The organism is Trueperella sp. HMSC08B05, from assembly GCF_001808405.1.
GTDB classification, from domain to species: domain Bacteria; phylum Actinomycetota; class Actinomycetes; order Actinomycetales; family Actinomycetaceae; genus Trueperella; species Trueperella bernardiae.
In genome coordinates, this window is record NZ_KV793242.1 from 1 (window position 1) to 17,000 (window position 17,000).

Genomic DNA, 17,000 nt, shown 5'->3' on the forward strand with positions numbered 1-17,000 from the left:
CACCTGGACCTAAAAACCTAGAGCACTCCAGGTTCGGTATGACGTAGTCTGTACTTCGGCGTGTCGTAGATTTGTGAGATTATTCGTGCTAAACACTATATGTGGTGCCCGCAACGTGGGTCAGGACTAGATGTAGGGGTGGGATTGCTGAGGTGCAAATGCTGAGAGGAGAACATGCTGATGAGTGAACGCAGGGAAGGCCGAACACGAAGCGTCGCGGAGGTGCGAGTGCTCGAGGGGCAAGATTCACCTGACCTGGTGTTTTTCTCGAGCGTTTCGGAGAACACCCTCCGCTTCGTCGAGAAGCTCGAGCGCCCGGCGGTGCGGATCCCACTCCGACCGCGCACAGAGGGAATGATCCGAGTGACCAGGCCCTACGTGCTCGTGGTTCCGACCTACGGCGGCGGAGCGCAGGCCGGGGCGGTGCCGCGGCAGGTGATTACGTTCCTGAACGATCCTGCAAACCGCGCGCTGATCCGCGGCGTGATTACCGCGGGGAACACCAACTTCGGTGAGCACTACTGCATCGCAGGACCGATCATCTCAGCCAAGTGCAAAGTTCCTGAGCTGTACCGCTTTGAACTTCTTGGCACCAACCGCGACGTTGCTCGAGTCAAGGCTGGTTTAGACGAATTTTGGGCACGACAGAACACATTAGAAGCAGAAGCAAATGAGGAGGACGTCGCATGACGATCGCCACACCATCAGAAACAACCACCCCCAACACTGCACGGGTTGGCGGGGTCGGCGAGCGGAAGGACTACCACGCGCTCAACGCCCAGCTGAACCTGTTTGCGGCGGACGGGTCGATCCAGTTTGACAAGGATCACGAAGCGGCGGAGGCCTACCTGAACCAGCAGGTCATCCCGAACACGAAGCAGTTCGCTTCGGTGTGGGAACGCCTGGAGTGGCTGATCGAAAACGAGTACTACGAAGCCGAATACCTGCGCGCCTACGACAAGGACTTCGTCGAGCGCCTCCACGAACAGGCCGACGCTTTCGGGCACAAGTTCCAGACCTTCCTCGGTGCGTTTAAGTTCTTCACCTCCTACGCGCTGAAAACCTTCGACGGCAGCCTCTTCCTCGAAAACTTCGAGCAGCGAGTTGTTGCCACGGCGCTGTTCCTCGGTCAGGGTGACGAGGAACTGGCTTCGAAGACGGTCACCGAGATCCTCTCGGGCCGTTTCCAGCCGGCAACTCCGACGTTCTTGAACGCGGGTAAGAAACAGCGCGGCGAGCTCGTGTCGTGCTTCCTGCTGCGCGTTGAAGACAATCTCGAATCGATTGGCCGCAGCGTTAACTCTGCGCTGCAGCTGTCCAAGCGCGGCGGCGGTGTGGCGCTGCTGCTGTCAAACCTCCGCGAGGCGGGTGCCCCGATTAAGCAGGTCGAGAACCAGGCTTCCGGTGTTGTTCCCGTGATGAAGATCCTCGAAGACAGCTTCAGCTACGCGAACCAGCTCGGCGCTCGCCAGGGCGCAGGCGCTGCGTACCTGCACGCGCACCACCCCGACATTATGCGGTTCCTCGACACGAAGCGTGAAAACGCTGACGAGAAGATCCGCATTAAGACCCTGTCGGTTGGGGTTGTGATTCCGGATGTGACCTTCGAACTGGCTAAGCAGAACAAAGATATGCACCTGTTTAGCCCCTACGATGTGCTTCGCGAAACCGGTATTCCGCTTTCGGATCAGTCAATCACCGAGCGCTACGACGAGTTCGTCGCGAACCCGCGGATCCGCAAGACCACGATCAGCGCGCGCGAGTTCTTCAAGACCCTCGCTGAGCTGCAGTTCGAGTCGGGCTACCCGTACGTGCTGTTCGAAGACACTGTGAACCGTGCGAACCCGCTCGAGGGGCACATCAACATGTCGAACCTGTGCTCGGAGATTCTGCAGGTGAACACCGCCTCTGAGTACGACGCCGCAATCGGGTACGAGACGATCGGTCACGACATTTCGTGCAACCTCGGCTCGCTGAACATTGCGCAGGCAATGGCCAGCCCGGACTTCGGCGCAACCGTTGAGATTGCGGTGCGGGCGCTGACGAGTGTGTCGGATCAGACCGACATTCAGGCGGTGCCGTCAATTGCCGAGGGTAACCGTGCGTCACACGCCATCGGCCTCGGCCAGATGAACCTGCACGGCTACCTCGCTTCGCAGCGCATCCACTACGGCAGCGAAGAGGGAATTGACTTCACCGACGCGTACTTCCGCACGGTGACCTACCACGCGCTGCGCGCTTCGAACCAGCTGGCGATTGACCGCGGTGCGACCTTCGCGGGCTTCGAGAAGAGCGACTACGCTGACGGCAGCTACTTCGACCGTTACACGGCCGAGGAGTGGGTGCCAGAAACCGCGCGGGTGCGTGAGCTCTTCGCCGAGGCTGGAGTTGCGCTGCCGACGGTTGCGGACTGGGAACAGCTGCGCGAGTCGATCCGCGAACACGGTATCTACAACGCGTACCTGCAGGCGGTGCCACCGACCGGGTCGATTAGCTACGTGAACAACTCGACGGCTTCGATCCACCCGATCGCCTCGAAGATTGAGATTCGTAAAGAGGGCAAGCTCGGCCGCGTGTACTACCCGGCTCCGCACATGACAAACGACAACCTCGAGTTCTTCGAAGACGCCTACGAAATCGGCGCCGAGAAGATCATCGACACCTACGCTGCTGCGACCAAGCACGTGGATCAGGGTCTGTCGCTCACGCTGTTCTTTAAAGACGAGGCGACCACTCGCGACATCAACCGCGCGCAGATCTACGCGTGGCGCAAGGGCATCAAGACGCTGTACTACATCCGCCTGCGCCAGCCCGCGCTCGAGGGAACCGAGATCGAAGGCTGCGTTTCCTGCGCGCTGTAGTCGCGTTCGCGCCCGCGTGTGCGCCCGTGCTGCGCGCGCGGGCGCACCGCGCGCCGTCCGCGCACTCCGCGCACTGACCACCAGACACCACTAGTGAAAGAGCTTTATTGAACTATGACTGATCCGTTGAACACCGACCGCCCGCTGCAAGAGATCTCGGTCACCCCGCCGTCGTACCGCCACGACCCGGCAGCGCGGCTGCGCCCCATTAACTGGAACCGCGTCACCGACGACAAAGACCTCGAGGTGTGGAACCGTCTGACCGCGAACTTCTGGCTGCCAGAGAAGGTGCCGCTGTCAAACGACATCCCCGCGTGGCAGAAAATGACCCAGGAAGAGCGCACCCTCACGATGCGCGTCTTCACCGGTCTGACCATGCTCGACACCGTGCAGGCAACTGTCGGTGAGATCGTGCAGATCCAAGACTCCCGCACCGAACACGAAGAGGCCGTCTACACCAACATTGCGTTCATGCAGTCGGTGCACGCCCGCTCGTACTCCTCGGTGTTCTCAACGCTGACGAGCACCCCGGAAATCGACGACGCCTACCGCTGGGCAGTTGCCAACGATCTGCTGCAGGAACGCTGCAAGAAGGTGCTGCACCACTACTACGGCGATGATCCGCTCAAGCGTAAAGTGTCTTCGACGCTGCTGTCGTCGCTGCTGCTGTACGCAGGGTTCTACCTGCCGCTGCACTTCTCGGTGCACGCGACGCTGACGAACACCGCAGACATGATCCGCCTGATTCTGCGTGACAAGGCAGTGCATGGTTACTACTCGGGTTACAAGTACCAGCGCGGACTCGAGACGCAGAGCAAAGAGCGTCAGGAAGAGATGCGCAAGTTCACCTTCGACCTGCTGGAAGAGCTCTACGAGCTTGAGCTGCAGTACTCGGGTGAGCTGTACGAGCCGCTCGGCCTGATGGACGACGTTGCCGTGTTCGTGCGTTACAACGCGAACAAGGCGCTGATGAACCTCGGTTACCCGTCGCGGTTTACCGCTGAAGAGACCGAAGTGAACCCTGAGATTCTCGCGGCGCTGTCACCTGGCAGCAACGAAAACCACGACTTCTTCAGTGGATCAGGATCGAGCTACATCATCGGTAAGGGCGAAGACACCACCGACGACGACTGGGACTTCTAGGCTCAAGGGCGTAACGGCTCGAGGGCTCAGCGGCTCGATTCGGGCCGCACCGTCCGAATAGCGCACCGCGGGTTGGACGCTGGCACACGCCGGCAACCTTCCCGCGGTGCGCTGTTTTGTGCCCGAGCCAGCGCGATTCTTGTCGACTATGATCGACAAAACCTCCGCAAAGTAGCAGCTTGTCGACTATACTCGACAAAACAGGGAGGTTTGTGGTGGACAGAATCATTGAACGCCCGAGATACTTTTCGCGGATCCAGCCCTTTATCGACAAACCCCTCGTGAAGGTGCTCACCGGTGTGCGTCGCTGCGGCAAATCTACGATTCTGCAGCAGCTGCAAGAAGTGATTCGCGCGGGCAGCGCTGATCCACAAGTGTTTGCGATGGATTTTGAGTCCGCTGACGGGCTTCACATCACAGACGCAGCGGCGCTGCTACGGCGCATCGAAGCCGAAAACCTCAACAAAAACACCCGCGCGTATTTCTTCTTTGACGAAATTCAGCAGGTCGCCGACTGGGAGAAAGCCATCAACGCGATCCGCGTCGACTATGACGCAGATATCTATGTCACCGGGTCGAATTCGCGCATGCTTTCCGGTGATCTCGCCACACATCTTGCCGGTCGCTACGTTGAGTTCTTGATCCAACCGTTTTCGTTTGCGGAATTTGTCGAGCTGCACCGCCAAAGCGACCGCACACTGAGCGAACGCTTCCAGCACTTTGTGCAGTTCGGCGGTTTCCCGGCGTTGAAATACTTCAACCTCGACCGGGAACCCTCGCTCGACTACCTTGACTCGGTGTACAACTCGGTTGTGCTCAAAGACGTGATTGAGTATCACCAGATCCGCGACGTCGACATTTTTCACCGCATCGTCGGTTACTGCTTCGCAAATATTGGAAAAACCTTCTCGGCGCAGTCACTGGTGCGTTTTTTCAAAAGCGAGGGGCGCACCGTTTCGGTTGATACCGTGTTGAACTACCTTGAGTTTTGCGTGAACGCTTTCTTGATTTATCGGGTTCCGCGCTTTGACATTGCGGGGAAGGCGAGGCTTCGGGCAACTGAGAAGTACTATGCGGTGGATCACGGTTTTCGTGAAACGCTCGGCCTTTCGAACCAGGCCGACATTGAGCTGACCCTCGAAAACATCGTGTGCGTGGAGCTGCTTGCGCGCGGGTACGAGGTAAGTGTCGGAAGAGCCGGCGCGCGCGAGATTGACTTCATCGCCCGCAAAGGTTCCGACACTGAGTACTTCCAGGTGAGTTACCTGCTCGGCAGTCAAAACACCGTCGACCGCGAGTTCGGTGCCTTTCGCGGGGTTACCGACAACTTCCCGAAAACCGTGCTGAGCATGGACCAGTTCGACATGAGCCGCGACGGGATCCAACACAAAAACATTATCGAGTGGCTTGTCGAGCCCTCACCGTTGCACAGCTAGGTGTCATCGCCTAGCCTGAATACCAACATGACCGGTACCGCTACCCATTTTGGTGGGAGCCCAGGGCCGGTCTTTGTTTTTCTCGATCTAGCCGTCATGCTCCTGTAGCCAAATGAGGCCACCCAACGCGCTGGGGCCGTGGCATTATTTAGGTAATCGTTCAGCCCGCTTCGACCATCAGGTTGGAGACGGGCTGGATTTCTTTCGAGGCATGAAAACCCGATGAAGAAGATCAAAAATCCCACCACGGTTGAAGTGCAGATTGCCCTCATGCGCTCACGAGGGATGGAGCTCAACGAATCCCTAGCAAGGCAGTGGCTGTCTAGCGTCTCTTACTACAGGCTGTCCGGGTATTGGTACGCCTACCGGATTCTCCCAGAGCCTGAAGACCCCAAACAGCCGCAACGCGCCGACAGCTTTGTGCGAGGCACGAAGTTCGAAGAAATAGTCGCTCTCTACGAATTCGACCGTAAAATGCGCACACTTATTTACGATGGGATTGAGCGGATTGAGGTTGCGCTACGTGCACGGATCGGCGAACTACTCGTCGCGAAAGGAGCCTTATCTTACAAAGATCCAGGTATCTTTCGTGAGGATTTCCGGCATCAAGACTGGCTAGAGACTGCTGAGAAGCGTGTGGATCGCGAGCGAAAACGTAACCGCGCTGTGGCTCACTACAGTGTCAACTACGGGGATTACCCATTCTGGGTTCTTGCTGATGTCCTTGATTTTTCCGATATTTCCATCCTCTTTGATGGCCTCACTCTTGATGATCAGCGGAGTATTGCACACAGTTTCGGTTTCTTTGGCGACGTCGATCGATTGAACTCTAAGCAGAAGAAGAGCTACTACAACCAAGATCCCCTCGCTCGATGGTGCGAACAACTCACCGTTCTGCGAAACACAGGTGCACATCACGGCCGCGTATGGAACCGCCACTTCACCCCGGCAGCGACGAATGCTTTCCGAACGATACAAGAACTGTCTTGTCTCCCGAAGGGGCAAAGTGAACGGCTCTTCGGCGCTCTCACTGCCATAGCATTCATGCCTCGGAGCGTCTCTCCGGGATCCACCTGGGTAAAAAATTCATAGACTGATTGCGGAGGAATATGAGCCCCTGGAACTACGGAAAATCGACGAGATGGGTTTCCCTGATGACTGGAATGGAGTCTCCAGTAGCTAGAACGTGGCTTCCTCGCCATCCCTAAGGGTTGAGGTTGAACACCTCAACAAATGGATCAAGCGGCCCACGAATCCTGGCGTAGTCTTGGCGCTTATTCTGCCCATAAAGAGTTAGTCGCACATGGTGAGGCTTGATGACAAGCCACATCGACGAGCGACAAAACAGCTACAGAAGCAATTGCTATACCAAGGCCTACCGCATTTCAGAGTAGACCGCGGGGCGGCGTGGATCTGTACGAATGTCAGTGCTGCGGGCTACTGTGAGTTCTATGGTTCCCGGTTCGGAACCATAAGGCGCGGAACAACCTCCGCAGCCAAGCACTGTGACAAGGAGTTTCACGGATGAACAAAGAGCAGCAGCGTGCCGCGCTCCACAAAACCATCTGGCAGGTCGCGAACGATCTACGCGGATCAGTTGACGGCTGGGACTTCAAATCCTATGTGCTCGGCGCACTGTTTTATCGTTTCATCTCGGAAAACCTCACCGCGTTCATCAACAAGGGTGAGCGCGAAGCCGGCGATCCGAACTTTGATTACGCAAAGCTCTCTGACGAAGACGCAGAGTTCGCCCGTCCGAGCATCGTCAACGACAAGGGCTTTTTCATCTTGCCGTCCGAACTGTTCGAAAACGTCAGGAAGCGAGCAGAAAACGACCCGAACCTCAACGAAACTCTCGAGGCGGTGTTCCGAGACATCGAAGCTTCTGCGGTGGGGGCCCGAAGCGAACACGACATCAAAGGTCTGTTTGACGACTTCGAGGTCAACCACTCACGCCTTGGCAACACCGTTGCGCAGCGAAACGCAAAACTCGTGAAGCTGTTAAACGCGATTGGGGATCTCCCTCTCGGCGGTGAGTACGCAGACAACTCCATTGACCTGTTCGGCGACGCTTATGAGTTCCTCATGCAGATGTACGCCTCCAACGCCGGTAAATCCGGGGGCGAGTATTACACCCCGCAAGAGGTTTCAGAACTGCTCGCCCACATCGCCATTGACGGTAAGAAGCGTGTGAACCGAGTGTATGAAACTTTCATGCAACGCTGGATACAAACGCGCGCGAACTACTGACGAACCCGGACTTCGCGCTCATAGCGCAGTCCTACGGTCTGCACGGCGAAACCGTGCGCTCGACCGATGAGATCGTCGACACTGTCGAACGGGCATTGATGAGCCCGACCGGTGCACTGCTGCACGTCATCACCGACCCGACGCTGCGCGCCCCCCTCCCCGGAGGTGCCGGCCGGGGTAATGAACGGAGACCGACCATGACACACACGTCACAGGCTGAGGCATTCCTCGCCGACTGGAACGTCCACTGCACTTTCGGTGCGGTGCCCGGCACCCACGGGGTCGACCGGCAGGAGGCCACCGAGCCCGACGGCCAGCAGCGCCGCTGGTTCGCAGAGCTCCTGCAGCGCCACGGGATGAAGGTCGTCCGCGATGAGATCGGCAACCAGTTCGGGCCGGTCGAACTCGACCTGGCCGCGTATGCCGAGATCCACGTCGAGCAGGGCCAGCAACATGGACGAGGACGGCGTCACGCGCTGCTCGGGGCGGCCACGCTCATCGTTGCCGCCCGCGAGCTCGTCGACGACTACGAAGAGGGCGTTCTGCATTCCGCGGTCGGTGAGATCACCGTCTACCCGAACTCCCCGGTCGTCGCCAGCGAGGCCCGCATCCTGCTCGACCTGCGTTCACCGAGCATGGAGGTCATCGACAGCGCGGCTGCGAAGCTGCGGACGAGCATCGCCGAGGTGGAGGAGACCGTCGCTGTCGAGATCGACATCGTCCACGAGCACGCCTGGGACCAGAACCCCTACCAGCCGGAGGGCACCGCGTTCCGTCGCCAAGGCATTCGGCCTGTCCCATGGCGAGGTGCTGACCGTGGCCGGTCACGATTCGACGAACATGAAGGACCTTGTGCTGACGGTGATGCTGTTCGTGCCGAGTTTCGAAGGCGTCTCGCACAACCTCAACGAGTTCACCAAGGACGACGACCTGCTCGCCGGTCTCGACCACCTCACCGAGGTGCTGCGACGGATCGTGACAGATCCCGCGGTGGTGGCCGAGGCCGGGAACGGCTGATGCTGGCATAGGGGCTCGAACAGAACGACATGCGGAAGCGGCGAGGTGCACCCTCGCCGCTTCCTGCTTCTTCCGGAGGCTGCTGGCCTCCGGGATTCCGTTTGTCCAGGCAGCGCCAGAAGCTGCTCGCGGTCGCGTCGACATCGCCGTGGGTGCCGGTGTAGGATCCCTCTTAAGGTTAGGCTAACCTAAGAAAGGCTTACATGTCCAAACGAGGCAATCTGCTTGAGAGCACCGCGAAGTCGACGATCCGTGCGGTCTACTCGCGGTCCATGGCGCTGCCACCGGAGCGCGACCACTGCCCCCAGTTCTCCGCTCGCGTCACCGCCGTCACCGACCTGACGCCGGCGTTCCGCCGCGTCACGATCACAGCCTCGGAGATCTCAGACGTGGCGCTGATGGGTCCGGATGAGTATGTGGGTCTCTTCATGCCGCCGCCCGGGCAGGGCCTCCAGATGCCCGACTACGCAGGTCTCAACCCACGATCGACTCTCTCGCGCATTCCGGAGGCCTCCCGCCCCGATCTGCGGTGGTACACAGTGCGCGAACATCGCGCGGCGCTCGCTGAGATCGACATCGACATCGTCAGCCGCGGACACGACGGTCCCGGCGCCCGCTGGATCACACGGGTGAAACCTGGCGATCCGGTCGGCCTGCGCTTTCAGACCGCGCCTTACGGCAGTGCTCCCGATGTCGGGCACCACGTGCTGATCGCCGATGAGACCGGTCTTCCCGGTGTGCTCGAAATCCTCTCCGCTCACAAATCGGACCCCGAGCTGCGCTTCAGTGCGATCGTCGAGGTGCCGAGCGAGGACCATGTCCTGCCGGGTACGCGCGAAGCCGGCATCGCCGTCGTGTGCCGCGGTGGAGACGACCCCGGTTCTGCGCTCGCCGCTGAACTCGGCCAGCAGCAGTTGGGCAGGATCGACTACGGATGGGTGTGTGCCGAGGCCAAGACTGCCGCGCTCGGACGGCGCTTCCTGGTCAAGGAATGCGATGTCCCCCGCCGTCAGGTGATGAGCTCGGGCTTCTGGAAAGTTGGTCGTGCGCGCCTCTGACACACGAATCCGCAACGGATCCTCGAAAACCCGGCTCAGCGAACGGCGCTTCCTGCTGCTTCTTGCGCTGTATGCCTCCCAGTACTTCGGCATCGGGTTCCTCATGACCGGCGCTACGGCTATCCTCCGCGAGAAAGGGGTCGCACTCGAATCGATGGCAGCCGTGAGTGCCCTGGGGATGCTCTGGGCGGTGAAGTTCCTGTGGGCACCAGTGGTCGACCGATTCGGCCGCAACCGGGCCGGGGGCCACTACCGCAGCTGGCTGCTCGTTCTTCAGCCGCTTCTCGCCTGCGTCCTTGCGGTCATCGCCTGCCTGCCGGATGTGCGCGCACAGTTCGGGGTCTTCCTGCTGCTGGCCGCCGTCTACATCCTCCTCTCGGCGACGCAGGACGTAGCGGCCGATGCCTTGGCGATCTCTTCGATCCGCAGTGATGAACGCGGATTCGCCAACGGCGTCCAGGTTGCCGGGAGCTACATCGGCCTCATCGTCGGAGGCGGACTCACGACCGTGATCTACGGGTGGGCCGGCTGGTTCGCCGTCCTCGCGACTCTTGCTGTGCTCACCCTCCTGCCGACGCTGCTGATCGCCGTGAGCCCTGAACCCCCAGCCAGCGCCGAGGCGCGGGCCGCGCGGATCTCGGTGAACACCATCTGGACGGTGGTGCGCCAGCGGGGCGCGGGGATCTGGATGCTGCTTGTGGTGCCGATAACGTGGATGGGCCTCACTGCAGGCTACAGTCTCATCACCCCGAGCCTCATCGACCAAGGTTGGAGCGCCGAAGAGACAGCCACCCTGACTACGCTGCTCGCTGGTGTCTGCGGGACAGCTGCCGCCCTCGGCACAGGGGTGCTGATCCAGCGCTTCGGCAGGGAGCGCGTCCTGCTGGTCGGCTGTGCACTGGCGGTTATCGGAATGGTCGCGTTCCTCCCCGTCATCTCGGGTGTAGCATCCACGGTCTACATCGTCGCGGTGACGATCGTGTTCTTCCTCGGCTACACCGCCGGCTCCATCATCGTGTACTCGATCAACATGGACTACTCGCGTCCGGGCAGCGCTGGGTCGGACTACACCACGCTCGCCTCGTTCGCCATGCTCGTGTCCTTCGGCGCTGGCGCGGTCTCCCTGTCTGTGGCCGGCCAGCTGGGCTACGTGTCGGTGTTCGTCGGTTCGAGCATCCTCTACGCCATCGGCGCGGCACTGACCGTGTGGCACCAGCGGCGATACCGGACGCAGACGCTCAACCACGGCGCCGGTCGCGCCGTGCTGCCGGTCGAGTCGGCCGCTGCGGGGCCCGAATCGGTCGTCAGCACCGCTCTCAGCGCGACTGCACCTGACCGGGAGGAACGTGAACGCTGAACCCGGCGCTTGCGCGTGTTCCGTCGGCGGGGTGCAGTGCCAAGTCGTGCCGGCCGAGGCTTCAGTCGTCTGAGAGGTAACCGGTCTCCGGGTCGATCTCGGCGAGGAAGTCGCGGATCGCCTCGATGTGGTCCTCATCCGTCAGCGTGGAAGACGGATAGGTCCCGCCGGCAAAGCCGTAGCCCGGATTGGGTCCGGTGAGCCAGTCCTAGTGATACAACTGCAGATCACTGAGAAGGTCGATCCAATCACTGGTGTTCGCTCGCGTAGTAGGCAGATCATCTTCCCGCGCTTCCACCAGTGGGAGGCCGTCACTAGTTTGCTCGAGACCACGAGCGCTGAGGGGGCGGGTAGTAAGTACCTGATCTAGCACTCTGCAGGATCAGGAAAAACGAACTCGATCGCGTGGCTGGCTCACGGGCTGGCGAACCTCCACAACGCCGATATTTCGAAGACTTTTGATTCGGTGATTGTCGTGACAGATCGTACCGTGCTCGATGACCAGCTTCAGAAGGCAATCAAGGCAATTGAGGGCACGAGGGGTTTGGTCGAAACGATTAACGCTGACGAGGTTTGTAAAGCGTCAGCTACCTCAAAATCGGACCTGTTAGCCAAGGAACTGAGTAGCGGCAAGCTCATCATCATCGTCACGTTCCAGACTTTCCCGTTAGTGCTTGAGGCGCTTGCGCAGCAGGGTGGGCTCGCGGATCGCAAGTTTGCGGTAATCGCGCACTAGGCGCACTCATCTCAGACCGGTACAAGTGCTCAGAAGCTGCGACAGGTTCTTTCACAAGCAGAGGTCGAAGCCCTCGAGGGCGGTGGCGAGGTAAGCGTCGAGGACGTGCTTGCCGGTGAGATGGCAGCGCGGGCGACAGCTCAGAACATCTCGCTCCATGCATTTACTGCTACGCCGAAGGGCAAGTCGTTGGAGATGTTTGGCGCCCTGGTGCGGATGGGTTGCCACAGCCTTTCCACGTGTACACGATGCAGCAGGCCATCGAGGAGGGTTTTATCCTTGATGTGCTGCGTAACTACACGACTTATGAGACGGCTTTCCAGCTCGCTCAGAGAGCTGGTGGTGCTGTTGGTGGTGAAGATCTCGTCGATGAGGGCACCGCGAAAGAGAGCCTCATGCGGTGGGTGAGTCTGCATCCGGCAAACATTGTTCAGAAGGTTCAGATCATCGTCGAGCATTTCCGCGAGAATGTTGCTGAGCTCCTCGATGGACACGCTAAGGCGATGGTGGTGACCTCGAGCCGAGCCGCTGCGCTGAAGTACAAGATGGCAATCGATGCTTATGTTGAGAAACACAATTACCCATTGGGAACCTTGGTGGCGCTCTCCGGAAGCTTAACCGCTGAGCAGATTGATGATTTCGTGCCCGGAGTGCAGGAGCCATATACAGAAACGAACATGAACCCTGACCTGCGCGGGCGCGGGATTCCACAGGCGTTCGCGGGCGATCAGTTCCAGGTTCTGATTGTTGCCAACAAGTACCAGACGGGCTTTGATCAGCCGTTGCTGTTCGCGATGTACGTGGACAAACGCCTTGACGGGATCGAAGCGGTCCAGACGCTTTCCCGTCTGAACCGTACCCTGCCGTCGAAGGGTAAAGACACCATGTACATTCTTGACTTCGTCAACGACACGGACACGATCCGTGACGCACTCCTGCCGTACTACCGCACTGCCGAAATCATTGAAACTACCGACCCAGACCTCGTGCATGACCTTGCGCGGAAGCTTGAAATTGCCGGGATCTATACGAAGGATGACGTGGATGCCTTCGCGCAGGCATTCATCATCGAGAAGAAGCACGGTAAGCACACTGCACCGCTGAAGCAAGCCGCTGATCGGTTCAATGACCACTACGTCGCAGCCTTGGCCGACAACACAAAGGCCGAGATTGACGAGCTTGACCTCTTCCGCAAGGACGTTGGCTCATTCGTGCGCCTCTACGATTTCCTGTCTCAGGTTGTCGACTATCAGGACACCGACCTCGAGAACCTCGCCCTGTTCCTCCGGCTACTACGACCGCGACTTACTGGTCGCAAGACTCCAGAAGAGCTGGACTTTAACAACATCGAGCTCACCCTCATCAAGCAGACGCGCCAGAGCGAAGGAGCTATTTCACTCGGCGGCGACGGCGAGAAGCTCAACCCGATGGGAGTTGGCGGTGGACGTTCGCGCGACCCGCACCTGGTGGCCTGGGAAGAAACCCTGAACAACATCAATTCCCTGTTTGAGGACGAAGAGTTTGACCCTGGTTCAGTGGAGTCTTGGGGACAGGGCGTCGTCACGATTCTGGTTCAGAATGAAGAGATTAAGGATCAGGTCAACGCAAACACCAAGGAGCAGTTTCGTGAGTCGCAGACGATCGAAACTGCCGTCACGAATGCGGTGCTCGATCACCAGGACTCCCAGCAAAACATCATGGAGAAGTTCTTCGAAAGCGCTCATCGTAAGGGCCAGATCATTAAAGAGATCTCCGACCTTGTTTACTGGGAGCTTCGCCACCAGGCTGAGAAGGATACACAGCCTCAAGACGATGAAGAGGATGACGTCGACCAGGAGTAGCAATTGCTGCGCGCGAAATCCCGACTGGTTCACCCCTCTACGGAAGACAGCCGGGGTAGCGGCGTGCCGGACACTCAACGGTTAAGCAGCCTAATCTCCAAACGACGGCGACGGTACGAATTCCCAGTTCATAGCCGGTCTCGGCGCTATCGGATAGCACCACTCCGCACCAGGGTCTTGTATCCAACGTGACCGGTTATGCGAAACTTTCATAGCACGAGGGATACAAACGCGCGCGAACTGCGATTTAGCTGCCTGACTGGTTCAACTAGCGAGGAGGCTATTCACGTGCTGTTGTCATTGCCCTCTCATGGGGACGGCTTCGATCTTGCCCGCCAGAATAGCGAGCCAGACAAAACACAAAACGGAAAAGGCTCTCCAGGGGTAACCGCCCATGACAATCGCTCGAGAAATCTTGCGCTTTAAGGGCAGCCACCTAATCTCTGAGCGGTTATATTCTTGTAAACACAAGTACGGCAAACCGTTTTCATCACAAGGGAAGCCCTATCATGGCGAGTGCGCTCACAGGACCAATCGCGGCCTTCAACGAGAGCCTTACATCCATTTTCTTCCAATTCATCGAGGAAAGTGTCTGGAATGTGGGCTCCTGGTCGGGGCCGCTCATTGACGGATTTGTGGCCCCAAAGATCACCCCATGACAAGTCAATGCCACCTTCGGGGATCCCGAAGCAACCGGTTGCGGGAGCCTGTGGACGCGGACGCCGTCTTGGAGTGCGAGGACCTCCACGGCGACCTGCGCACCGCCCCCGGCCGCCGAGATCTCGCAGTATGACGTCGAGATGATGGAGGACACCGCCATCCGCGGTCACTAGACACCATGAACTACGAGTTCCACGATTTCGAGACGCTCGTCGAGATTCCGGGCGAGTGGCAGGTCCGCCTCATCCTCTCCGATGACCTCGATGCGGCTTACGTTCCCCTGTCACCGGAGATGACGGCGCGCATCGCTGAGGCTCTCGAAGAGGCACCGGAGTGGTTGGCGGTAGCACGGGAGCGGATCCGGGAGGAATTTCCGGACGGTGAGGTACCTGAGCTGACCAGCGTGTGCGTGCTGTCCGAACCCCTGGAACGCTGGCGCTTCGGGGTGTCCTTCTGGCTGGCGGAGGATCGTGAGCACGGTCGGGGCCTGCAGTTCGCCGCCACCGAGACCGAGGGTTACACCGTCGTGGAGTACGGGGGCGCCGAGGTGGCCTTCTACTGATCCCCGCACACCGCTTCGTGCTCGACTTGCCCGGGGTGTTCGAGCTGGATCGTCGAGTGCTCGATGCGCAGTTCCCGCGGCGCCTGCTGCGCCGCCCCGAGAATTCCGCACTCCTCTGCCGGCACACGCTCCTGATCGACGACGGGGTAGGTGTCAGCATCGTCAAGAAAAACCATGGGGGCCAGAATCCCACAAAAATCCCACAAGAGATATGACAGCCACGACAATGGTGGCCCTCATGGCACTAACGACGTGGACCTGACCAGCGCAAACACAAAACCCCAGCAGGCAGCCAGCCGACCCAGCGCAACCGGACGCCACCGACAACGTTGACGGCACCGATAACGCAAGCACCCCATCGGACGCTGGTGGAACCGATAACGCAGGCACTGCATCGAGCGGGGGAGCGCTGGCGCGCACGGGTGCAGAGGTTGTGCCTGCCGCGCTTGCGGCTGTGACTGTTGTGGCGGGCATGGCGTTGTTGTTGGTGATGCGCCGCCGACGTGCCTAAGGCGTCTTGAGGTGAGCCTCGTCGTTCCCTTTCTTGCGAGGGGAGGCGCTCGTGGATGTGGTTTTCATTTTCGCGAGGAAGCCGCGCAGCGTGATGAGTACGCCGTAGATGACGGAATACAGAACCAGGCGGTAGAGGAACGTGAGGAAGTCGTTGATGTCGCGGAGCTTGTTTCCGTCGGTGTCCACGATGATGTTGTCGCCGGTGACGGCTGTTTCGCCTTGGGTGGGGTGCTCGATGATGACGCTAGCGGAGAGGTATTCGCCCTCGTTGAGGAACAGTGCCTCAAACGGCGCGTTGTAGATCGGGTTGCCAGGGACGTCCGCGATCGCGCTGACGATGGCCCCGACTATGAACAGGAGGGTACCGAACACGGTCCACCCCTTGCTTGGGAGGAGCAGTATGAGGAAGATCCCGAGGAGAATCCCTGATGCGACCCACGGCACTTCCGACATCACTACGACCAGGAGCATGAACAGTTGCATCCCTAGGGAGAACAGCCCGAAGATCAGGAGTAATCCGAGGACGACGAAGATAACTCGGATCTGAGGCGGGACCTTCTTGAGAAGCCTGCGAGCCATCGGAGTTTTCGAAGTATTCGGTGCTTCTGGTGAGGTTGTCACAGCGACGTCCTTTATCTTCGGTGCAGTCACCGCTTTCGCTGGTGGAACTGCAGAAATCTAACGCCAAGGCCAAAGAAAGTACCTTCTTGAGATCACGTTAGCCGCCCATGGTGAACTGGTCAGCGACCGTCGGTGAACGGCAGGTGAACCCGGGGTCGCTGGTGGGGCGGCGGCGTAGCTCCGCCAGGAACCAACAGGTAGCGAGCCTCCTACCCTTTCGCTGTTCTCCCAGTTAATGTGGACGCATACCCCTTTGAGTGCCCAAGGAGGCGTCCCCGAATGACTTCAACCGCGTTTTATCAGACTGTTGTTTGGAATACAGCTGATAAATTTCTGCGCTCCATTGTGGAGCCTGAGGATTACGGGGACTACATTCTTCCGTTGACTGTATTGCGGCGCCTTGAATGTATTCTCGCGCCGACCAAGAACGATGTACTTGACCTAGTGTCGCAGCTCCAATCGGAGGGGTATAGCGATGCGATGATCGACTGGCAGGTGCAGCAGAAGTTTGACTTGTCGTTCTATAACTCGTCGCGGCTGGATCTGACGCGCATTGCGCAACTTGATGACCATGTCTATGAGTCGTTGATGGAGTATGTTGGCTCGTTTTCGTCGTCGATCCGTGACATTTGGGATGCCTTCGATTTCGATGTGCGGATGAAGACCCTCGACTCCGCTTCCCGCTTGTGGCAGGCAGTCAAGCACTTCGCAGGCATCGATATGAGCATAGAAGCGCTGCCTGATACACAGATGGGCGACCTGTTCGAACACATCATGTATAAGTCCTTCGACACGAAGGGTAAAGCGGCCGGTGCTTTCTATACCCCGCGAGACGCTATCCGTTTGATGGTGGACATTCTTTTCGCGTCGGATGACGTTGGGTTGACTGAGGACGGTGCCTCGCGGGCTGTCTACGACCCGCTCGGTGGATACAACACCGTATTC

At 59.2% G+C, this 17,000-nt stretch carries 16 protein-coding genes and 2 pseudogenes; 14 read left to right on the top strand and 4 right to left on the bottom strand.

Annotated features, from left to right (window positions below):
* Window positions 1-180: 180 nt before the first annotated feature.
* The 6 genes and pseudogenes from nrdI to HMPREF3167_RS05300 form a co-directional block, all read left to right on the top strand.
* Window positions 181-690, top strand: coding sequence for a class Ib ribonucleoside-diphosphate reductase assembly flavoprotein NrdI (gene nrdI / locus HMPREF3167_RS05275; RefSeq protein ID WP_016664109.1), 510 nt, complete (start codon window positions 181-183; stop codon window positions 688-690).
* Window positions 687-2,861, top strand: coding sequence for a class 1b ribonucleoside-diphosphate reductase subunit alpha (gene nrdE, locus HMPREF3167_RS05280; protein ID WP_016664110.1), 2,175 nt, complete (start codon window positions 687-689; stop codon window positions 2,859-2,861). The genes nrdI and nrdE overlap by 4 nt, the downstream gene beginning before the upstream one ends.
* Window positions 2,862-2,975: 114 nt before the next feature.
* Entirely contained in the window at window positions 2,976-4,004 is a 1,029-nt protein-coding gene (nrdF, locus tag HMPREF3167_RS05285; protein WP_016664111.1) for a class 1b ribonucleoside-diphosphate reductase subunit beta, read from the top strand.
* 215 nt (window positions 4,005-4,219) lie between these two features.
* A complete protein-coding gene (locus HMPREF3167_RS05290; RefSeq protein WP_070445899.1) occupies window positions 4,220-5,440 on the top strand; it encodes an ATP-binding protein in 1,221 nt (406 codons plus the stop codon).
* A 222-nt stretch (window positions 5,441-5,662) separates the two neighbouring features.
* Window positions 5,663-6,532, top strand: coding sequence for an Abi family protein (locus tag HMPREF3167_RS05295; RefSeq protein ID WP_070445891.1), 870 nt, complete (start codon window positions 5,663-5,665; stop codon window positions 6,530-6,532).
* 432 nt (window positions 6,533-6,964) lie between these two features.
* Window positions 6,965-7,648, top strand: a pseudogene (locus HMPREF3167_RS05300) (type I restriction-modification system subunit M); the annotation flags it as partial.
* Between the two features lie 251 nt (window positions 7,649-7,899).
* Here HMPREF3167_RS05300 and HMPREF3167_RS09950 read toward each other — a convergent pair.
* The gene (locus HMPREF3167_RS09950; protein WP_068539482.1) at window positions 7,900-8,238 is read right to left on the bottom strand and encodes a hypothetical protein; all 339 of its coding nucleotides are present in this window, start codon (window positions 8,236-8,238) and stop codon (window positions 7,900-7,902) included.
* Window positions 8,239-8,261: 23 nt separating this feature from the next.
* Window positions 8,262-8,408 (bottom strand): hypothetical protein, encoded by a 147-nt coding sequence (locus tag HMPREF3167_RS10055; protein ID WP_244899252.1) that lies wholly within the window; start codon window positions 8,406-8,408, stop codon window positions 8,262-8,264.
* 98 nt (window positions 8,409-8,506) lie between these two features.
* On the opposite strand from HMPREF3167_RS10055, the gene HMPREF3167_RS10185 reads away from it, so the two are divergent.
* The 7 genes and pseudogenes from HMPREF3167_RS10185 to HMPREF3167_RS05335 all read left to right on the top strand — a co-directional run bounded on the left by HMPREF3167_RS10185 (window position 8,507) and on the right by HMPREF3167_RS05335 (window position 14,921).
* Entirely contained in the window at window positions 8,507-8,707 is a 201-nt protein-coding gene (locus tag HMPREF3167_RS10185; protein ID WP_007000784.1) for a M20/M25/M40 family metallo-hydrolase, read from the top strand.
* Window positions 8,708-8,910: 203 nt separating this feature from the next.
* A complete protein-coding gene (locus tag HMPREF3167_RS05315) occupies window positions 8,911-9,765 on the top strand; it encodes a siderophore-interacting protein (protein ID WP_007000783.1) in 855 nt (284 codons plus the stop codon).
* Window positions 9,752-11,122, top strand: a complete 1,371-nt coding sequence (locus HMPREF3167_RS05320; RefSeq protein ID WP_070445893.1) for an MFS transporter — start codon at window positions 9,752-9,754, stop codon at window positions 11,120-11,122. The genes HMPREF3167_RS05315 and HMPREF3167_RS05320 overlap by 14 nt, the downstream gene beginning before the upstream one ends.
* A 211-nt stretch (window positions 11,123-11,333) precedes the next feature.
* Entirely contained in the window at window positions 11,334-11,492 is a 159-nt protein-coding gene (locus tag HMPREF3167_RS09960) for a hypothetical protein (RefSeq protein WP_197408654.1), read from the top strand.
* A gap of 12 nt (window positions 11,493-11,504) precedes the next feature.
* A pseudogene (locus HMPREF3167_RS09965) lies at window positions 11,505-11,858 on the top strand (type I restriction endonuclease subunit R); the annotation flags it as partial.
* 248 nt (window positions 11,859-12,106) lie between these two features.
* Window positions 12,107-13,699 carry a type I restriction enzyme subunit R domain-containing protein gene (locus HMPREF3167_RS05325; RefSeq protein WP_007000778.1) on the top strand — a complete coding sequence of 531 codons (1,593 nt, stop codon included), beginning with the start codon at window positions 12,107-12,109 and terminating at the stop codon, window positions 13,697-13,699.
* An 838-nt stretch (window positions 13,700-14,537) separates the two neighbouring features.
* The gene (locus HMPREF3167_RS05335; RefSeq protein ID WP_016663416.1) at window positions 14,538-14,921 is read left to right on the top strand and encodes a hypothetical protein; all 384 of its coding nucleotides are present in this window, start codon (window positions 14,538-14,540) and stop codon (window positions 14,919-14,921) included.
* Here the strand turns inward: HMPREF3167_RS05335 and HMPREF3167_RS05340 are convergent.
* Window positions 14,915-15,097 carry a hypothetical protein gene (locus HMPREF3167_RS05340; RefSeq protein WP_049050027.1) on the bottom strand — a complete coding sequence of 61 codons (183 nt, stop codon included), beginning with the start codon at window positions 15,095-15,097 and terminating at the stop codon, window positions 14,915-14,917. The two genes, HMPREF3167_RS05335 and HMPREF3167_RS05340, sit on opposite strands and share 7 nt — an antisense overlap.
* A 331-nt stretch (window positions 15,098-15,428) precedes the next feature.
* Window positions 15,429-16,013: a hypothetical protein gene (locus HMPREF3167_RS05345; protein WP_070445896.1), complete on the bottom strand. Its 585-nt coding sequence runs from the start codon at window positions 16,011-16,013 to the stop codon at window positions 15,429-15,431.
* A gap of 321 nt (window positions 16,014-16,334) precedes the next feature.
* Here HMPREF3167_RS05345 and HMPREF3167_RS05350 point away from each other — a divergent pair.
* Window positions 16,335-17,000 (top strand): type I restriction-modification system subunit M N-terminal domain-containing protein (locus tag HMPREF3167_RS05350; protein WP_148132395.1); only part of this gene is annotated, 666 nt, incomplete at its 3' end.